The following is a 19,420-nucleotide window of genomic DNA, read 5'->3' as shown; positions in this document are numbered from 1 at the left end:
GAGACGGAAAATGGCTTATCTCCATACGTTTCTTTTCGGCATCTATCCCTATATCGCGTTGAGCGTGCTCGCGCTGGGTTCGATCTTCCGCTACGACCGCGAGCCTTATACGTGGCGTTCGGGCTCAAGTCAGCTTTTGCGGCGCAAGCAGCTCATGTGGGGTTCGGTTCTGTTTCATCTTGGCGTGCTGTTCATCTTCGCCGGCCATTTGGTCGGCCTGCTGACGCCGATCTGGATCTTCGACATGCTGGGCGTCAGTCATGAGGCGAAGCAGATTCTCGCTGTAGTGGCGGGCGGCATTGCCGGTGTGATGGCGATTGTCGGTGCCAGCATGCTGGTGCATCGCCGGGTGTTCGATCCGCGCGTTCGCGCATCGTCGCGGCCGACCGATACGCTGATCATCATTCTCTTGTGGTTGCAGCTTCTGCTGGGCCTCGCCACCATTCCGATCTCGCTGCAGCATATAGACGGCGGTGAAATGGTGACATTCATGAACTGGGCGCAAGGTATCTTCACCTTCAATCCGGCGGCATCGAGCTACATCACGAATGCGTCGTTCATCTTCAAGATGCATATCTTCCTGGGGCTGACCATCTTCCTGCTGTTCCCGTTCACACGTCTTGTCCATATGCTGAGCGCGCCGGTGCGTTATGTCTGGCGTCCGGGCTATCAGGTCGTGCGTGAGCGCAACCATACCGCTCAGTCCTCGCATATGCGCATTCCTGCGGAGTAAAGATCATGGTGACACTTTTTGACCGGAAACAGCCGTCCGAACAGCCGCCCGCAGAGCCGTCTGAACAACATCATGGCGCTCACGCCCATGCCCACACCCATGATACGGGTTACACGACCTATAAGGAGCCGGATACGCGGGTGCCGCCAAAGCCGCGTCCGGTTTTCGATGCCGTGTCCGTCAATGGCGTGGCGATCAACGAAACCGACATTCTGACGGAGGCGCAAAACCATCCGTCGGAAAATCCCGGCGCGGCGCTGCTTGCCGCTGCCCGGGCGCTTGCAGTGCGTGAACTTCTTCTGCAGCGCGCAAGGGAAACCGGCATCGTACCCGAAAGCGAGAAAGACGCGGAAGGGCGCAGCGAGACCGATGAAGATGCCCTTGTGCGCATGGTGATTGAACGGGAGGTCGAGGTGCCTTCGGCAACGCGTGAGGAAGCCCAGCGGTTTTATGAAAACAACCGCCATCGTTTCACCAGTGCACCCATTCTGGAGGCAAGCCACATCCTGATCGCGGCCGATCCTGCCAATCAGCAGGAGCGTGAAAAGGCCCGCGCGACCGCGTCCTTTCTGGCTACGTCGGTGATTGCCGAGCCTGCCACCTTCGCTTCGGTCGCCCATGAATATTCGTCGTGTCCTTCGGGCGCGCAAGGCGGCAATCTGGGCCAGCTTACACGCGGCAGCACAGTGCCCGAATTCGAACGGGCGCTGGAGCGCCTCACGCCCGGCGAAACAACGCCAGCGCCTATTGAAAGCCGCTTCGGCTTTCACATCGTGCGTCTTGATCGTCGTATCGAAGGGGAGGAGCTTCCGTTCGACTATGTTGCCGACAGGATTGCGGGCTGGCTGGAAGCCTCCACCTGGTCCAAGGCGGTGTCGCAATATATCGCGATCCTCGCGGCAGATGCCGATATCACCGGTATCGATCTGCTTTCAAACGAGGGGGCCGAGGGATGAGCGGCGTGCCGACGCTTGCGGCCATCCGGGCCGCGAAGGATGTGCCGGTGGACCAGCTTCTGGCTGGTGTGGCGCACCGGGCCAGGCAGGCGGGCTTGCGCGTGGCGGGCTTTCTCCAACATCGTGAAACAAACACGGATGAATGCTGTCGCGATATCGAGATCGAGCATATCGGCACTGGCGTGACGCAGATAATCTCGCAGTCGCTTGGCTCGGGGTCGAAGGGGTGCCGTCTCGATCCGGCGGCACTTGCCGATGTGGCAGGCTCGCTTCTGGGGGAACTCGATGACGGCGCCGATGTTCTGATCCTCAACCGCTTCGGCAAGGGCGAGACGGAAGGACACGGTTTCCGCGCTCTTATCGAGACGGCCTATGCGCGCCGGATTCCGGTGCTGACCGTGGTGCGGGAAACCTATGTCGAGGGATGGAACGACTTTGCCGGTGACTGCGGCATCCTTCTGGCGCCCGACAGCAAGGCAACGCTTGGATGGTTCGACCGTGTGACGGAACCCCGTTTGCTGCGAGAAGCGGTTTGACGGTTTGTCGCGACGCTGCGGCCTATAAATCCAGCTGATCGCGACGGTCTTCCGCGATCAGCTTGCGGATCTGATAGACGATCTGGTCGCCATGCGCCTTGCCAAGAAGATCGGCGGTGTCCACATCCCGTTCTTCGATGGCGCGGATCATGTCTTCGTGCTCGGTGACGTAGCGCTCCGGCAGGCGATCAGCGAAGGACTGATAATATAGACGCAACAGCCTGCGCCCTTCATCGAGTAGCCTCGAAAAGAAAGTGGTGTAGAAGGGATTGCGACCGGCTTCCGCAATGGCTGCATGAAAATCGCGGTTTGTCGCGATCATTTCCAACGCATTCTGTGAACGGACTGCGCGGGCGAAAGCTTCCTGATGAGCGCGGATGTTTTCGAGATCCTTGTCGGTCCGGTTACGGGCGGCAAGCCGCGTCGTCACGCGGTACATCAGTGTCACCGCGTCGAAAAACGCGGGCAAGCTCAGAAAGTCGATATTGGACACAACGGTCGAGCGATTGGGGAGCGTGGTCACAAACCCGTCGCTTGCAAGCCGCACCAAAGCTTCGCGTATAGGCGTGCGCGACATGGAAAAGCGTTCCGCCAGCTGGTTTTCATCGATGGGGCTGCCCGGCGCGAGCGAAAGATCGATGATCTCGTCGCGGAGCACGTCGTAAACCAGCTTGACGCCTGAACCCTTCTTTCGGTTTGCGTCGTCTTTGTCCATGTCTTGTTTGTCCTCTGTCGGAAATTGACGCTCCGGGTAGCCGCTAAGGTGCGTTTGGTGCGGAACAACTGCACTTTAACTGTTTGTTTTAAGGCGTATCCTGTTCCGAAAACCGTTTCACACTTTCCAGGATGCGCTCTAGACACCAGTTTCAGCCCAACCCGTCAAGCAATCCTAACCCGAAATAAAATTTAGGTCGACAAGAAAAATACAAAGTGTATATTTGTTTTCATACAACGCTCGACAGACCGATTGTAGATCCAGGTTGTGTGAAAAGCGCTCAAGGAAAAACGCTATGACCTCTAACATTTTCTCCGGTTGCATTCCGGCCCTCATGACCCCCTGCAAGCCCGACCGCACGCCGGATTTCGATGCGCTGGTCCGCAAAGGCAAGGAACTGATCGCGAAGGGCATGTCTGCGGTCGTCTATTGCGGTTCCATGGGCGACTGGCCGCTCCTTTCGGATGCTGACCGCATGGCTGGCGTCGAAGCGCTTGCCAAGGCTGGTGTGCCCGTCGTCGTTGGCACCGGTGCCGTTAATACCGCCATTGCCGCCGCTCATGCCGCTCACGCGCAAAAAGTCGGCGCGAAGGGCCTGATGGTCATCCCGCGCGTTCTCTCGCGCGGTTCGTCGATCTCGGCGCAGAAGGCCCATTTCAAGGCAATCCTTGCTGCGGCTCCCGATCTGCCTGCCGTTATCTACAATAGCCCGTATTATGGCTTTGCTACCCGCGCCGACCTGTTCTTCGCACTGCGTGCAGAACATCCGAACCTCATTGGCTTCAAGGAGTTCGGCGGTGCGGAAGCCATGCGCTACGCCGCTGAAAACATCACAAGCGCCGATGACGGTGTAACTTTGATGGTCGGTGTCGATACCGGCGTTTTCCATGGTTTCGTCAATTGCGGCGCGACCGGCGCTATCACCGGCATCGGCAATGTGCTGCCGAAGGAAGTGCAGCATCTGGTAGCGCTGTCGAAGGCCGCAGCCCGTGGCGATGGCGAAGCGCGCAAGCTGGCGCTGGAACTGGAAGCCGCACTGGACGTGCTGTCGTCCTTCGATGAAGGCCCGGACCTCGTTCTTTTCTACAAGCACATGATGGTGCTGACCGGCAATCCGGAATACGTGCTGCATTTCAACGAGACGGACAAGCTGTCCGATAGCCAGCGTGGCTATTGCGAAACCCAGTTGAAGCTGTTCCAGACCTGGTATGCCGACTGGAACAAGCAGGGCGGCGTCGCCGCGAAATACGCAGCCTGAAATCACTGTATATAAAAGAAAAAGGCGCCGAATTCCGGCGCCTTTTTTGTCGGTGTGGGTGTCGCTGTCTGGTCAGGACACAGCGTCCAGACCCTTTTCCTTCAGTTTTTCCAGCAGCGTGATTTCGGCAGCGGTGAGCGCGATGCCCTTGGCCAGTGAATCGCGACGGGCGGCAAAGCGGCGCTGCGACGGCAGGCGCGCGCCCTGTCCGGCAATCGCTTCGATCAGGATTTCGCCGCGTTCCACAGGATTGCCGCGGCCTCCGGCCATGCGGGTGGGATCGAAGGCGATGATGAGTTCGCCGTGGCGCGGTGCAAGCGTCGTCGTGCCGAGGAAGTCGAGCGCTTCGGGGCTGGTGAAATCGCCGATCATTACACCGGCCAAAAGTTCGATCATCGTGGAAATCGCCGATCCCTTGTGCCCGCCGAAGGGCAGCATCGCGCCTGCAAGTGCGGCTTCCGGATCGGTCGTCGGGTTGCCGTCAGCGTCGACCGCCCAGCCTTCCGGCAGCTGCTTTCCGGCCCGACGATAAAGCTCCAGCTCGCCGCGCGCGGCAACGCTGGTCGCAAAGTCGAATACATAAGGATAGTCGCCCGGCCGCGGCCAGCCGAAGGCGAAAGGATTGGTGCCGAGAAGCGGCTTCGTTCCGCCTGCCGGGGCCACGGTGGCGTAGCTCGGGCACATGGCAATTGCCGCAAGTCCCTGTTCGGCGAGTGCTTCGACTTCAGGCCACAAGGCTGCGAAATGGGTGCAATCATTGATCGCAAGGACTGCAACACCGAGCTTGCGGGCCTTGTCAACGAGGGCAGGCGCGCCGCGCTCGAAGGCCAGATTGGCAAAGCCGCCCTTGGCATCGACGCGGACAATGGCGCTATCGTCGGTCGTGACGACCGGTTCGGCATCGGCGACAACCTTGCCGCTCTTCAGTGTGCGAAGGCAGCCTTCGATGCGGTACACACCATGCGATTTGCAGCCGTCGCGTTCGCCCGCCACTATCGTCTTGGCGATGGCCGCGGCATGGTCGGCGCTGAACCCCGCCTTGCTCAGGATTTCTCGCACGAGCCTGGCAAGTTCTTCCGTCGAAATCGAAATGGTGTCGCTCATTCTGTCATTCCTTAGCAGTGCAGGGCCGTATGGGTACGAAGGTGTAGTTCACTGACTGCATACAAGATGCATGCAGAATTGTCATGCCGGGCCGGCGGGTCTGAAACTGCGGCAAAAGGGCTGGCGGAAAACGGGCCGTTCCTTCTGTCCATGCACACCGAATGGTGCGTTAGCCAGGTGGAGAAAATCAATCAATTTTATTCGGATCGAAATCTGACCGTCATTATCAGGAATAACTTTACCTCTTTGATCCAAATCAAAGAGGTTCATCGGGGACGGGTCTAAATCCGGTTACGCGGCGCATCGAGGCCGAAGCGGCAGATGCACCAATCGATGGAGATCAGGACAAAAATGCGTAACCTTGCGATCAAATTTGCTGCGGTAGGCATCCTTGCCATGCTGGCGGCCCCCGCTCTGGCTGAAAATATCGAAGTTCATATGCTCAACAAGGGCGCCGAGGGCGCCATGGTTTTCGAGCCCGCCTATATCAAGGCCAATCCGGGTGACACGATCACCTTCATACCGGTCGACAAGGGACACAATGTCGAGTCCATCAAGGACATGATCCCCGAGGGTGCCGAAAAGTTCAAAAGCAAGATCAATGAGAATTATGTGCTGACGGTTACCCAGCCCGGCGCATATCTGGTAAAGTGCACGCCGCATTATGCCATGGGCATGATCGCGCTGATTGCAGTGGGCGACAGCCCGGCCAATCTCGACCAGATCGTTTCGACCAAGAAGCCGAAAGTCGTTCAGGAGCGGCTGGAAAAGGTTATCGCCAGCGCCAAGTAAGAGTGACAGAAAACTGTCAATGAGCCGAACTTGAACCGGCTACATGACGAGGACATCATGACCAGACAGCCAAGCCTGCAGGCAGTACCTGCTGCGATGCCATCCGATCAAAAAGGTATGCCGCGCGGACTGAAAATGACTGGTCCCGTCCTCCTCAGCTATGGCTTCCGCCCATTTTTTCTGGGCGGAGCCATATGGGCCGTTCTGGCCATGCTTTTCTGGATATTATCGCTGACGCTCGGAATGCCGCTCGGCGGCTCCTATGGCGGGCTGAACTGGCACGCTCATGAAATGGTGTTCGGTTTCTCCTCCGCTGTTCTGGCAGGTTTCCTGCTGACAGCCATTCCGAACTGGACCGGCGGCCTGCCGGTGTCCGGGACGCCGCTTGCGATCCTCTTCGGCGTGTGGATTGCGGGCAGGCTTGTGTTTCTGGAGCCTGATCTTGTCGACGTGCGGTTCGCCGTCGCGGTCGAAAGCCTGTTCCTGCCCTCGCTGCTTTTCATCTGCGGGCGGGAAATCATTGCCGGACGCCAATGGAAGAACCTGAAGGTGCTGGTTGGCGTGGCAACGGTCATGATTGCCAATCTCGTCTTTCACTATCTGATCCTGACCGATGGCGACGTTGCATTGGCCAACCGCATCGGTGTCAGTGCCTATGTCCTGCTGGTCATGGTGATCGGCGGGCGCATTGTGCCGAGTTTCACCCGCAACTGGCTCAACAAGATGGGGCGGACGCGCTTTCCGGTATCGTTCAACCGTTTTGACGGCTTCTGCATTCTCGTCGGGGTGGCTGCATGCATCGGCTGGATTGCCGCTCCCGATCAGACGATAACAGCGGTTCTGGCGTGGATTGCCGCCCTGTTCCATATCGTGCGGCTTTATCGCTGGCGGGGTTGGTCGGTGGCGCGGGAAAGGCTGCTGCTTATCCTGCATGTCGCCTACGCATTCATTCCGCTCGGTTTCATAGCTATAGGCCTCTCGGCCATTGATCGCCTCAATCCTTACTCCGCCTTGCATATAGTGACCGTGGGCGGGATAGGCTGCATGATGCTGGCGGTCATGACGCGGGCGACACGGGGCCATACCGGGCGCGAGCTGACGGCATCGCCCGTTACGCAGATTGCCTATCTGTGCTTGGTCGCCGCCGCACTGATCCGGCCGCTTGCGGAAGTCATGCCGAATTTCTTCCATACCATTCTCGCCGCATCGGCCTTGCTCTGGATGGGGGCGTTCGGGCTTTATGTTCTCGAATACGGTCCGATGCTTTTGCGTGAGCGGCGCCAGCGCATGGCTGGCGCGTAACCTCAGCGGATCTCAATACAAAATCTGGAGAGCAGTTCGCGGTCATCCACGAACTGCTTTTTTGCGTTCTGGGAGGTGAGTCGCGGCGCTGAAGCTGTGATTCGCCCCCTCTAAACGGCCAAAAACAAGGGTGTGGAAAGAAAAATCACACTCAAGATCACATTTAAATCGTTATAATGTTATGGCCGTATTGTTATGCTTTTGAAACGGTGTTACCGCAATTGGTGCCTGGGGCGCTGGTCCCGAAAAGACCGCAAAATCTCGGGCAGCGCGAGCGCTTCGCACCCAATTGCCTTTATGCAAATGCGCTCCGGCTTTGTTGTTTTCATGCATGTCGGCGTCGGAAAGCCGTTCTCAGTTTCCGCGACATGCTTAAGGCTTTGCTTTGGCAAGGAGGTTGCCGCCGATGAATTTCGCCCCGCCCGTATCAGATATGCTGCAACTCGCCAATTGCATTCGCGCTCTCTCGATTGATGCCGTCGATGCCGCCAATTCCGGCCATCCGGGAATGCCGCTCGGTATGGCTGACGCCGCAGCCGTTCTGTTCTCGAAGCACCTGAAATTCGATGCGTCGACGCCGAACTGGGCGGACCGTGACCGTTTCGTGCTCTCCAACGGCCATGGCTCGATGCTGCTTTACAGCGCGCTCTATCTGGCGGGCTACGAGGACGTGTCCATCGACGAGTTGAAGAACTTCCGCCAGTGGGGTTCGAAGACCGCCGGTCATCCGGAATATGGTCATACGGAAGGCGTCGAGCTGACCACCGGGCCGCTCGGTCAGGGTCTCGCCAGCTCGGTTGGCATGGCAATTGCCGAACGCGCGCTTGCCGACCAGTTCGGCAAGGATATCGTCGATCACCGCACCTATGTTTTCTGTGGCGATGGTTGCCTGATGGAAGGCGTTGGACAGGAAGCAGTCTCGCTTGCCGGTCATCTCCGCCTCGGCAAGCTGATCCTGCTTTACGATGACAACGGCATCACCATCGACGGCAGCACGGAAATCGCCTTCACCGACGATATTCCGGCCAAGTTCAAGGCTTGCGGCTGGAATGTCGAAAAGGTCGACGGTCACGACCACGACGCCATCGACGCTGCTCTGACGCGCGCCAGGGCACAATCCGACCGTCCGACGCTGATCGCACTTAAGACCGTCATTGGTTATGGTTCGCCAAACCGCGCCGGTACGAGCGGTGTGCACGGCGCGCCGCTGGGTGCCGCCGAAAATGCCGCCACCAAGGCAGCGCTCGGCTGGACGGCAGAAGCTTTCGAAGTTCCCGCTCCTTTGCTCAATGCCTGGCGTGAAGCCGGTGCACGCGGCGCCTCGGAGCGTGAAGCCTGGCAGAATCGCGTCGATGCGCTGCCTGCAGGCGACCGCGCCGAATTTGACCGTCGCATTGCCGGTATTTTGCCGGAAGGTTTCCAGAAAACCGTTGCCGATGCAAAGCAGCGTCTGTTCGACAAGCCGCAGAATGTTGCGACCCGCAAGGCAAGCCAGATCGCGCTTGAAAGCCTGACGGCTGCCCTGCCGGAAATGATCGGCGGCTCGGCCGACCTTACCCATTCGAACCTCACACGCGTTCCGGCTGTCGACAGCGATTTCACGCCGGAAAAGAGCGGTCGCTATATCAGCTACGGTGTTCGTGAATTTGCAATGGGCGCGGCCATGAACGGTCTCGCTGTCCATGGCGGTTTCATCCCTTATGGCGGCACCTTCATGGTGTTCTCCGATTACGCCCGTAACGCCATTCGCGTTTCGGCGCTGATGGGCGTGCGCGTCATTCACGTGCTGACGCACGACTCCATCGGTCTTGGCGAAGACGGCCCGACGCACCAGCCGGTCGAACATCTGGCGAGCTTGCGCGCCATGCCGAACCTTCACGTCTTCCGCCCGGCAGACACGATTGAAACGCTGGAATGCTGGGCTGTGGCGGTTTCCGATCCGCATACACCTTCGGTGCTGGCCCTTTCACGCCAGAATGTGCCGCAGCTGCGCGCCGACAATGGCGAGAACCTGTCCGCGCGTGGTGCCTATGTGCTGCGTGAAGCACAAGGCGAACGCCAGATCACATTGCTTGCAACGGGCACGGAAGTCTCGCTCGCGGTGAAGGCTGCCGAAAAGCTTGCTGAAGAAGGCATCGCAACAGCGGTTGTTTCCATGCCGAGCTGGGATCTGTTCGAAAAGCAGAGCAAGGAATACCGCAAGGGCGTTCTGGGTGATGCGCCGCGCATTGCCGTCGAGGCTGCAGGCAAGTTCGGCTGGACACGCTATGTCGACAGCGAAGACGATGTCATCGGCATGGATGGCTTCGGCGCTTCGGCACCTGCCGAGGTGCTCTATGAAAAATTCGGCATCACCGCCGAGGCGATTATCGCTCGTGCCAAATTCTTGCTGGAGCAGGGCGAATGACGATGGCTGGCAATTTTTCTCCGCTGGTTCTTGTGGGCGATAGCGATCGCGTTGAAGCCGAAGCGGTTGGCGCCTATCTCGACAACTGGGCCGGAACGGACGCGCTGCGTCTTGCGACCGCCGATACGATCAAGGCCATTCTGGCTGGCGCGACACGGCTTGCCGGTCGCATTGCACGCGGCTCGCTTCCCGGCGATCCGGGCAAGCTGGTTGGCGTCAACAGCGATCAGGACCAGCAGAAGTGCATCGATGTCGGTTCGCACGATCTGTTCGTCGAACTGCTGATTGCGGCAGGTGCTGCTTCCATTCTTTCGGAAGAAGCCGATCTTCCGGTCGCAGGCAAAAGCGACGGGCTCGTTGCGATTGCCATCGATCCGCTCGACGGCTCGGGCAATGTCGGCCTTGGCGCACCGCTCGGTACGATCTTCTCGGTTTTCCCGGCAGATGTGGCTGAACCCTTTCTGCAGCCCGGCAATCGCCAGATTGCCGCCGGTTATGTTTCATATGGCAATTCGGTCGATCTCGGCTTTTCGGTCGGTGACGGTGTCATCTTCGCAACGTTTGATCCGGCAAGCGGAATTTTCCACATCACACGCCGCAATGTGACGCTGCCTGAGCACACGTCCGATCTGGCGTTCAACGCATCCGTCCAGCGGCACCTGTCTGCGGGCATGCAGGCCTATGTCAACGATGCCTTCCTTGGAAAGGATGGCCCGCGCGGGCGTAACTTCAACATGCGCTGGCTCGGTGCTGCGGTGGGCGACATGCACCGCATCATGCAGCGCGGCGGTTTGTTCTTCTATGTGAATGACAGCCGCCCCGGCTACGAAAAGGGCCGCTTGCGGCTCGTCTACGAAGCCAATCCGATTGCTTTCCTCGCCCGTGCGGCGGGTGGCAAGGCGACCGACGGTTCGAGATCCATTCTCGATATCGTCCCGCAAACCTATCACGAGCGCAGTGCGCTGGTGTTCGGCGTGGCCGAAGAGGTGGATATCCTCGGCGAATACTTCGCGAAATAACCTGATCTGACATCGTCTGGAGCATTGGAAATGCTCCATCCATTTGTTTTTACGCGCATCTTGTTCCGAAAACCGTTTCACACTTTTCGGGATGCGCTCTAGGAGGCTAGAAATGGCGCGCATTACGCTGCGGCAATTGCTCGATCACGCCGCTGAAAAAGGTTACGGCGTTCCCGCATTCAACATCAACAACATGGAACAGGCGCTTGCCATCATGGAAGCGGCGGACGCGGCCGATGCGCCGGTGATCCTGCAGGCTTCGCGCGGCGCGCGTTCCTACGCAAACGACATCATGCTCCGTCACATGATGGATGCGGTGACGGAAATCTATCCGCATATTCCGGTCTGCGTGCATCTCGACCATGGCAATGAGGCCGCCACTTGCATGACTGCCATCCAGGCAGGCTTCACCTCCGTCATGATGGACGGCTCGCTCAAGGCCGATGGCAAGACGCCAGCCGACTGGGATTACAACGTCGCCGTCACACGTCAGGTCAGCGAGATGTCGCATCTGGGCGGTATTTCGGTGGAAGGCGAGCTGGGCGTTCTGGGTTCGCTCGAAACCGGCATGGGCGATGCGGAAGACGGTCACGGCGCAGAAGGCGTGCTGTCGCACGACCAGCTTCTCACCGATCCGGACGAAGCCGTGAAGTTCGTGCGCGAAACCAAGGTCGATGCACTGGCAATCGCCATGGGCACATCGCACGGCGCTTACAAGTTCAGCCGCAAGCCCGACGGCTCCGTTCTCGCCATGAATGTGATCGAGGAAATCCATCGCAAGCTGCCGAACACGCATCTTGTCATGCATGGTTCGTCTTCGGTGCCGGAAGAGCTGCAGGAAATCATCAACAAGTATGGCGGCAAGATGAAGCCGACCTGGGGCGTTCCGGTTGAGGAAATCCAGCGCGGCATCAAGCATGGCGTGCGCAAGATCAACATCGACACCGATAACCGAATGGCGCTGACCGGCCAGATCCGCCGCGTCCTGCAGGAAGATCCGAGCGAGTTCGATCCGCGTAAATATCTGAAGCCAGCAATGGCTGCGATGACCAAGCTCTGCAAGGAGCGCTTCGAGCAGTTCGGCACCGCCGGTCATGCTGCCTCGATCCGTCCGATCCCGCTTTCCGATATGGCAAAGCGCTATCGCGATGGCTCGCTGGATCCGAAGTTCAGCTAAGTTCTGCCGATACGGCAAAAGAAAAGCGGAGGGGAAACCCTCCGCTTTTTTGTTTCATGCGTTGAAGATCAACGTGCGTTGTATTTTGCGTCGACTTCGTTGATGGCGTCGACATTGCCAGCCGAACGGCCGTTCTCGTCAAAGGTCTGTGCGAGGAAGGCGTCGGCAATGGTCTTGGCCACTTCCGAACCGATGACACGGGCGCCCATGGTGATGATCTGGGCATTGTTGGAGAGTGCTGCGCGTTCTGCCGAATAGGTGTCGTGCGTCAGCGCGGCGCGGATGCCCGGAACCTTGTTGGCAGCAATGCATACACCGATGCCGGTGCCGCAAACGAGAATGGCGCGGTCATAGGTGCCATCCAGAACGGCGGAAGCCACGCGGTCGGAAAGGTTGGCGTAGAATGTGTCTGCGCCAGCGTCCGTGCGCGAGATTTCCGAAACCTCGAAGCGGTCCTTGAGGTGGTCGGCAAGAACCTTGGCCAGACCTTCGCCGGCGCTGTCGCCTGCTACTGCAATTTTCATGATCTCACTCCTTATTTGGATGCAATTTTGTTGGCGCATTTGGCCAGAATGTCGAGATAGCCTTCGACGTTCCAGGCGGAGCGTCCGATGAAGAGGCCGTCAATGTGCGGGCAGGCGATCAGCTCTTCGCAATTGCCCGGATTGACCGAGCCGCCGTAAAGGCAGGGAACGCGGCGACCGAGGATGCTTTCTGCGACGGCGATGATTTCAGCCTGACGGGCATCGGCATAGTCCGCTGATGCCGGAATGCCGTTTTCGCCAATGGCCCAGACGGGTTCATAGGCAAACAGGATTTCGGCTTTCTTCTGGTCGTCGGAAAGCTTGGAGAGCGCGCCGCGCACTTCTTCCGCGAGAACCTCTGCGGCACGCCCGCTTTCGCGGTCTTCCAGCGTTTCACCGATGCAGATGAGCGGGATCAGACCGTGACGCACCGCCGCTTCCACTTTCAGGCCAACAGTTTCGTTGGTTTCACCGAAATGTTCGCGACGCTCCGAGTGACCGAGTTCGACGATATCGAGATTGCAGTCCTTGAGCATCAGCGGCGAAATCTCGCCTGTCCATGCGCCCTGATCGGCCCAATGCATGTTCTGCGCGCCGACCTTGACGGAAGTGCCGGACAGGATTTCCTTCACTTCGCGCACGGCGGTGAAGGGCGGAATGACGAAACGCTGAATGTCGGGCGAACGGCTCGCATCGGCAGTTTTCAGCGCTTCGGCGAAAACGCGGGCTTCAGCCAGCGTCTTGTTCATCTTCCAGCTCGTGCCGATCCAGAATTTGGTCATGCTCAAATTTCTTTCTTTTCGTTTCTGCGCATTCGGCAGATTAGGCTCAATCGTTTGCGATGGTCAGCGCAATGCCTGCCTGTGCAAGATCGGTGAGGACCGTCGTGTCGGGTGAGGCGTCGGTTATGATCGCGTCGAAATCGGAAAGATCGGCCATGACATGCAGGGCAGGGCGTCCGAACCGCTGGTGATTGACCAGAAGACAGGTGCGGGCTGCGGATGCTGTCATGGCGCGCTTTGTGCGCACCACATTCTCATCCATGTGATAGACGAGCTTTCCATTGACTGCGGGCGAGGAAATGAAGGCGATGTCGGCGCTGAGATGCGACAAGGCGCTTTCCGTCAGAATGCCGAAAAATGCATTGAACTTGGCCGAGAAAACACCGCCGAGCGCAATGAGATTGATCCCGTTCTCGCCCTTCAGTTCTTCGATGATCACGGCATTGTTGGTGATGACCGTCAGCGGGCGTTTTTCCAGAAGCAACCCGCCGAGGACTGCGGCCATGGAGCCGTCATTGATCATCACGGTCATGCCCGGCTCGACCAGCTCAAGGGCCGCACGGGCCATTTTCTGCTTCGCTTCGCCGTCCTGCCGCTCGCGGAAGCGGAAATCGCTTTCGAACTGGGTGCCGGTATCAATCGTTGCGCCGCCACGCACCTTGCGCAGCACGCCGGAATGTTCCAGCGAATCCAGATCGCGGTGGATCGTCATTTTTGAAACGGCAAACCGGTCCGCCAGATCGTCGAGATCGACGGCCTGATTTTCGATCAGAAGGTTGATGATCGCCTGTCTTCTGTCGTCGCGCTTCACGCTGTTTCCGATCTCATTGGCGGAACATTTTCTGCGCAAAGTTAAATCACAAAATCACAAATCAATCCATTGCAAAAATGTGATTTTGTTATTTTCCATCCGTCTTTTCAACGAGTGCCTTTGCCGTGCGTTCATCGGTGATGAGGCCATAAAGACGGCCGCTTTTCAGCACAGCACGAATGGCTTCCGCCTTGGAAAGGCCACCGGCAAGGCCCACGATTCGGCTCATATCCGCATTTTCCACCGAAGCGGCGATGGTACGCGCCGTCAGTGCGGTTTCAAGGCGCTGACCATTCGCATCGAAGAAATGTCCGAGCATTTCACCGACGCCACCAAGGCTGGCAATCTCCTCGACCTCGGCCAGTTCTATCATGCCGGATGTGACGAGCTGCGCCTGTGCATCGACGGTACCGATGCCGACGATCTTCAGTTCCGCACGACATCCCATGTCGAAAACACTGGTGACGCCACGCTGGGCGAGCAGCACTTCGCGGTCCTCCGCCGTGTTGGCGAAGAAGGGGACGGGCATCACATAGGCGGGCATACCGGTCTTCTCGGCGATGCGGTGCATCACGTCATGCGGGTTGGCGGCGAAATTGCGCGTCAGGCCGCCGAGCAGCGACACGAAACGCAGGTCGTTGGCCACGACACGGGGCATGTAGCTGACTGCGGCCGAGAGGGTGCGGCCGTGGCCGATGCCGATGACTTCATGATCGCCATGCTCGATTTCGCGCCGCATGAAATCCGCGCCTGCATGGCCGAGTGCCATCAGCGGCAGGCCCTCTTCGCCAATGTCGGGCGTGACCTCGCAATAGTGGAGGCCGTACATGTCGGCGAGACGGTTCTCGAGATCGATACATTCGGTGATGTCACCGTCGATACTGACCTTCACCGCACCATCGGCGACAGCCTTGGCGATGAGCCGATGCGCTTTCACGGAAGGCAGACCGAGACGCTTCGCAACGGCTGACTGGGTCATACCTGCCACGAAATGAAGCCATGCGGCGCGAAGCGCCAGTGAATCGTCAGCATCTGCCATTGAAAGCGGTCCGGTTCCTGAAATTGTCTATATCTTCAAGTCCTTAGCGCCGGTGTCAATGTGCGGGGCCCAGAAAGCCACACTTTCCGCAATCTGCGGAATGACTTCGCGGTCATTCGGTTCGCGTTCCTTGAACGAAAGTTCAAGGCAGATTTCATTATCAACCGCGCCGCCTTCAGCAAAAGCTTTCAGAAGCGGTTCCGGCTGGATGCGACCCTTGGCATTGAACGCGGCGGTGAAAGGACGATGCCCACCCTTGTCCATCAGGCTCTGCTTGATGTGAATGATCGGCGAGACTTTCGGGATCGCCCGTGCCCAGGCATAAGGATCGAAATCGTCGGGATTGGAGGACGTCACGTCGCCATGATCGATATCGGCCATCATCCACATCGGAATTGCCATATCTGCGGCGGTGAGCCGATCTTGTAGTTTTATGCTTTCAGCAATTGTGTCGCCAAATTCACGCCCGATGCTCATTGGTTCCCAGAAGACATAGTCGAGACCGGCACGGCTGGCATGTTCGGCAACTTCCGCCCAGCAATCGATGGCAATCTTGATCAGCTCTTCGCGGCGTTCCGGATTGTCAAAATCCTTGTAGGTGAAGATCGCAAATTGCGTGCCGACCGACTTGCCGCCAAGATCGCCGATGATGTCGGCAAAGGTCTTGAACCAGTCGATATAGTAACGGCGCACGTCTGCGTCCGGATGGCCGAAGTGATTGAGGCGGCCATAGGGGCCGGTCATGCCGGAAGTGACGCGAACACCGGTGCGCTCTAATGCCTTGTCCATGTCGCGCGTCAGGCGGCGAATGGCCGAAGCCGGCCAGCTTGGATTGATGAACTCATGAGTGAGCTGAAGATCGCGCAGGCGCAGGTCGCGTGCAACGGTTTCGATCAGATCCGCCGGCTCTGCAAAGCGGTTGACCAGCGGATTGGTATTCAGCGAAAGCGTCAGGGCCATGGCTTCCTCAGGCAGTTATATTTGCGTTGTCGAACCATGCGGTGAATGTGGCACGTTCGGCTTCGGTCAAGTGCAGATAGTGCTTGGTGCGGCGGTACAGAATGTCTTCTGCCGTCTTTGCCCATTCCTTGGCCACCAGATAGCGAACTTCCGCCTCATAGAAGCTGCCGCCGAAATGACGACCGAGACCTTCGAGGTTCTGCGCTCCCGCAACCACATCTTTCGTGCGCGCACCGTAGAGGCGACCGTAATGATGGACAAGCGTGCGCGGCATCCACGGATAGGTATCGCGTAAGGTGTTGGCGAAGGTTTCATAGTCGGCATTGGCGATTTCGCCGCCGGGAAGCGGTGCGCCGTGAGTCCAGTCGCCGCCCATCTTCGGGAAGATATGCTTGAGGCGATGCATGCCGCGCTCTGCCAGCTCACGGAATGTGGTGATCTTGCCGCCAAAGACGTTGAGCAATGGCGCGTCGTTGGATTCATCGAGATCGAAAACATAGTCGCGTGTGACGGCAGAAGGGTTGCCCTTGCCGTCGTCAAACAGCGGACGCACACCGGAGAAGGAATGCAGCACGTCTTCGCGCCTGAGCTTTTCCTTGAAATAGCGGTTCACAGCCGTCAGCAGATAGTCGATTTCCTTCTCGTCTGCCGCAACATCTTCCGCCCGGCCTTCATAGGCGATGTCGGTGGTGCCGATCAGCGCCTTGTCACCCTCATAAGGATTGATGAAGATCACGCGCTTGTCGTGGTTCTGGACGAGATAGGCATTTGCGCCCGACCAGAATTTCGGAACGATGATGTGGCTGCCCTTGACGAGGCGCACATTGCGCGAGGAATTCGAGCCCGCGACATTGTGAATGACATCCGTGACCCACGGCCCGGCACAGTTGACGATGCAGCGTGCGCGGAACGTGCGGGTTTCGCCAGTGTCGCTGTTTCTGGTCTCCACGATCCAGCCACCTTTTTCGCGACGGGCGGAAATGACAGGCGTGCGGGTGAGAATGGTCGCGCCCTTTTCGGCAGCACCTACCGCATTCAGCGCCACAAGGCGGGCATCGTCCACCCAGCAGTCGGAATATTCGAAACCCCTGGTGTATTGGTCGAGGATCGGCGTGCCTTCAGGATCGCGACGCAGATCCAGTGTGCGCGTACCGGGAAGCTTCTTGCGGCCACCCAGATGGTCATAGAGAAACAGGCCGAGGCGCACCAGCCAGGCCGGGCGGTCCTGCGGGCTGTGTGGCAGCACGAAACGCATCGGCCAGATGATATGGGGCGCGGCGTTTAAAAGTACCTCGCGCTCGATCAGCGCTTCGCGGACAAGGCGAAATTCGTAATACTCGAGATAACGCAGGCCGCCATGCACCAGCTTGCCGGAGCGCGACGATGTTCCCTGTGCAAGGTCGTCTTTTTCCGCCAGCACGACCTTGAGGCCGCGTCCGGCGGCGTCACGAGCCACGCCCGCGCCGTTGATACCGCCGCCAATCACAAACAGATCGCAGGTTTCCGGTTCAGCCATTTCATGCTCCTTCGGGTGCAATCGCATCCATAGTCTGTATGTACCGGACCTGAAGTCCGGCTTTATGTGTTCTGTTCACGGCATTTCCGAACGCAAAACCGCTTCACGCTTTTGCTGAAAATGCCCTGTCGGAAGCCAGTTTGTCCCAGACTGGCGTGAGAGCCAGCCGCGCTTCCCGATAGGCAACGAAGAGTTCCTCATAATGCTTTGCGCGCGCGTCTTCCGGGGCCTCGCAGGGCCCCAGCAACGGCTCGACCCACTCGGCAATGCATGCATCCATGTTCGGATAAGCGCCGATGGCCACGGCGGCCATCATGGCAGCGCCCGCAGCTCCCGCTTCTTCGCGAGAGGAAACACGCACTGGCGCATTCACGGCTGCGGCAAGGGTACTGCGCAACGCCTTTGAACGTGCTGCACCACCGGTGATACGCAATTCGGCGGGCATTTCACCCATGGCTGCATAACAGTCGCGCGTTGCCATGCCGAGGCCTTCAACGACAGAACGCACCATTTCGGGGAAACGGTCGCGGCTGGAAAGGCCGATGAATCCAGCCCGTGCATAGGCATTGACAAAGGGGCCGCGTTCTCCGGCTTCCGAAATATATGGATGATAGAGGATCGCACCGGGACGGCCTGCGTTGAACCAGTCATCGAGACGCGGAATGAGGTCGCCGAGAGAAATGGGCTTTTCCGGTGTCGATATGAGATCGGCCGCGACCTGCAATATCCAGTCGATATTGATCGTCGCGCCCATATTGGTCTGCACCTGCGTAACAATGCCGGGAACGGGCAGCGCGATGACGTAGCCGGTGCCATCCTTGTTCAGATGGATATCGGCAACCGGCTTGGCGCGCATATGTACGCCTGTGGAGCCAATGGTTGAACATCCGGCGCCTGCTGTGCCGCCGCGCACACCGGCACCTAGCGCGGTCATGGCCATGTCCACATAGCCAAGGCTGACAGGGGTGCCCGCCTTCAGGCCGGTGGCGGCTGCCGCCTCTGCGGAAAGCGGGTGCTGCACTTCTGTGCCGTCGATGATTTCCGGCAGCAATCCACGGCGTTTCGTCAGGCCGAGTGCATCAATGACCACATCGTCATACTGGCGATTGCGGAAGTTGCCGAAAGTGAAGCTTGCTTCGGAGGGATCAGTGGCACGGACGCCGGTCAGGTTGAGGTAAAGCCAGTCCTTGCAGTGGAGCGCGACTTCGGCATTGTCCAGGAGTTCGGGCGCAATACTATCCATATGCGCCATCTGGGAACCCTGCTGGCAGGTATTCAGTCCGGTGCCGGTCGCTTCAAAACGCGCACGGTTCGCGGGGCCTGCAGCAAGTCGTGTGACCGTTGTTGCAGCGCGGGCATCGAGCCACAGCCATGCATCGCCGACCGGCTGGTTGTCGCGACCGACAAGCCATGTACCATCGCCTTGCCCGGTAACGGCTATCGCTGCGGTGCGTTCGGCAAGGCCCGGCATTTTGGCGGCAAGGTCGCGCAATGCGCGCGCGCAGTCCTGCCATGTCTGGGAGAGGGATTGTGTGACGGCGCCATGATCGCCGGTATCGTATTTGTTGCGAACCGCCGCAGTTCCGATCTGGCGTCCGCTGAGGTCGAAAGCGACGGCCTTGAGCACGGATGTGCCCGCGTCGATCCCGATGATGATGTCACCTGTCTCACGCATGGCGGATATCTGCTTTCGTAGACATTTGGATTCCTCCCGCGACTGAAAATACGTCGCTCGCAGCCCTGTTTACAATGAAATCGGGCGATGGCGTATGTTGGAGATAACATAACG

At 58.7% G+C, this 19,420-nt stretch carries 18 protein-coding genes; 9 read left to right on the top strand and 9 right to left on the bottom strand.

The window, feature by feature from the left end; genetic code table 11:
* Positions 1–10 precede the first annotated feature (10 nt).
* From narI to CQZ93_RS23270, 3 genes are read left to right on the top strand one after another with little or no spacing between them, the layout of a single operon-like run.
* Positions 11–733, top strand: coding sequence for a respiratory nitrate reductase subunit gamma (gene narI / locus CQZ93_RS23280; RefSeq protein ID WP_105544889.1), 723 nt, complete (start codon positions 11–13; stop codon positions 731–733).
* Positions 734–738: 5 nt separating this feature from the next.
* The gene (locus tag CQZ93_RS23275; protein ID WP_105544888.1) at positions 739–1,689 is read left to right on the top strand and encodes a peptidylprolyl isomerase; all 951 of its coding nucleotides are present in this window, start codon (positions 739–741) and stop codon (positions 1,687–1,689) included.
* Entirely contained in the window at positions 1,686–2,225 is a 540-nt protein-coding gene (locus CQZ93_RS23270) for a DUF2478 domain-containing protein (protein WP_105544887.1), read from the top strand. Before CQZ93_RS23275 ends, CQZ93_RS23270 begins: the two co-directional genes overlap by 4 nt.
* A 22-nt stretch (positions 2,226–2,247) precedes the next feature.
* Here the strand turns inward: CQZ93_RS23270 and CQZ93_RS23265 are convergent, their stop codons facing one another.
* The gene (locus CQZ93_RS23265; RefSeq protein WP_105544886.1) at positions 2,248–2,940 is read right to left on the bottom strand and encodes a GntR family transcriptional regulator; all 693 of its coding nucleotides are present in this window, start codon (positions 2,938–2,940) and stop codon (positions 2,248–2,250) included.
* A gap of 295 nt (positions 2,941–3,235) precedes the next feature.
* On the opposite strand from CQZ93_RS23265, the gene CQZ93_RS23260 reads away from it, so the two are divergent.
* The gene (locus CQZ93_RS23260) at positions 3,236–4,198 is read left to right on the top strand and encodes a dihydrodipicolinate synthase family protein (RefSeq protein ID WP_105544885.1); all 963 of its coding nucleotides are present in this window, start codon (positions 3,236–3,238) and stop codon (positions 4,196–4,198) included.
* A gap of 72 nt (positions 4,199–4,270) precedes the next feature.
* Here CQZ93_RS23260 and CQZ93_RS23255 read toward each other — a convergent pair whose 3' ends face one another.
* Positions 4,271–5,302 carry an Ldh family oxidoreductase gene (locus CQZ93_RS23255; protein WP_105544884.1) on the bottom strand — a complete coding sequence of 344 codons (1,032 nt, stop codon included), beginning with the start codon at positions 5,300–5,302 and terminating at the stop codon, positions 4,271–4,273.
* A gap of 351 nt (positions 5,303–5,653) precedes the next feature.
* On the opposite strand from CQZ93_RS23255, the gene CQZ93_RS23250 reads away from it, so the two are divergent.
* The 5 genes from CQZ93_RS23250 to fba all read left to right on the top strand — a co-directional run bounded on the left by CQZ93_RS23250 (position 5,654) and on the right by fba (position 11,999).
* The gene (locus CQZ93_RS23250) at positions 5,654–6,094 is read left to right on the top strand and encodes a pseudoazurin (RefSeq protein ID WP_105544883.1); all 441 of its coding nucleotides are present in this window, start codon (positions 5,654–5,656) and stop codon (positions 6,092–6,094) included.
* A 57-nt stretch (positions 6,095–6,151) separates the two neighbouring features.
* Positions 6,152–7,396: an NnrS family protein gene (locus CQZ93_RS23245; protein ID WP_105544882.1), complete on the top strand. Its 1,245-nt coding sequence runs from the start codon at positions 6,152–6,154 to the stop codon at positions 7,394–7,396.
* Between the two features lie 406 nt (positions 7,397–7,802).
* The gene (gene tkt / locus CQZ93_RS23240; protein WP_105544881.1) at positions 7,803–9,803 is read left to right on the top strand and encodes a transketolase; all 2,001 of its coding nucleotides are present in this window, start codon (positions 7,803–7,805) and stop codon (positions 9,801–9,803) included.
* Positions 9,800–10,822: a class 1 fructose-bisphosphatase gene (locus tag CQZ93_RS23235; protein ID WP_105544880.1), complete on the top strand. Its 1,023-nt coding sequence runs from the start codon at positions 9,800–9,802 to the stop codon at positions 10,820–10,822. The genes tkt and CQZ93_RS23235 overlap by 4 nt, the downstream gene beginning before the upstream one ends.
* A gap of 112 nt (positions 10,823–10,934) precedes the next feature.
* Positions 10,935–11,999, top strand: coding sequence for a class II fructose-bisphosphate aldolase (gene fba / locus CQZ93_RS23230; RefSeq protein WP_105544879.1), 1,065 nt, complete (start codon positions 10,935–10,937; stop codon positions 11,997–11,999).
* Between the two features lie 68 nt (positions 12,000–12,067).
* On the opposite strand, the gene derI is transcribed toward fba, so the two are convergent.
* The 7 genes from derI to CQZ93_RS23195 form a co-directional block, all read right to left on the bottom strand.
* Entirely contained in the window at positions 12,068–12,523 is a 456-nt protein-coding gene (gene derI, locus CQZ93_RS23225; RefSeq protein ID WP_105544878.1) for a D-erythrulose-4-phosphate isomerase, read from the bottom strand.
* A gap of 11 nt (positions 12,524–12,534) precedes the next feature.
* A complete protein-coding gene (locus CQZ93_RS23220) occupies positions 12,535–13,305 on the bottom strand; it encodes a triose-phosphate isomerase (RefSeq protein WP_105544877.1) in 771 nt (256 codons plus the stop codon).
* 46 nt (positions 13,306–13,351) lie between these two features.
* A complete protein-coding gene (locus CQZ93_RS23215) occupies positions 13,352–14,116 on the bottom strand; it encodes a DeoR/GlpR family DNA-binding transcription regulator (RefSeq protein WP_105544876.1) in 765 nt (254 codons plus the stop codon).
* A gap of 88 nt (positions 14,117–14,204) precedes the next feature.
* Positions 14,205–15,155, bottom strand: coding sequence for a sugar-binding transcriptional regulator (locus tag CQZ93_RS23210; protein ID WP_105544875.1), 951 nt, complete (start codon positions 15,153–15,155; stop codon positions 14,205–14,207).
* 27 nt (positions 15,156–15,182) lie between these two features.
* Positions 15,183–16,115 carry a TIM barrel protein gene (locus tag CQZ93_RS23205; RefSeq protein ID WP_105544874.1) on the bottom strand — a complete coding sequence of 311 codons (933 nt, stop codon included), beginning with the start codon at positions 16,113–16,115 and terminating at the stop codon, positions 15,183–15,185.
* A 7-nt stretch (positions 16,116–16,122) separates the two neighbouring features.
* Positions 16,123–17,631, bottom strand: a complete 1,509-nt coding sequence (locus tag CQZ93_RS23200) for a glycerol-3-phosphate dehydrogenase (protein ID WP_105544873.1) — start codon at positions 17,629–17,631, stop codon at positions 16,123–16,125.
* 103 nt (positions 17,632–17,734) lie between these two features.
* Positions 17,735–19,306 carry an FGGY-family carbohydrate kinase gene (locus tag CQZ93_RS23195; RefSeq protein WP_105544872.1) on the bottom strand — a complete coding sequence of 524 codons (1,572 nt, stop codon included), beginning with the start codon at positions 19,304–19,306 and terminating at the stop codon, positions 17,735–17,737.
* Positions 19,307–19,420: the final 114 nt, after the last annotated feature.

Origin of the sequence: Ochrobactrum vermis (assembly GCF_002975205.1) — a bacterium.
Taxonomy (GTDB): Bacteria; Pseudomonadota; Alphaproteobacteria; order Rhizobiales; family Rhizobiaceae; genus Brucella; species Brucella vermis.
This window is presented reverse-complemented; position numbering and strand designations above follow the sequence as displayed.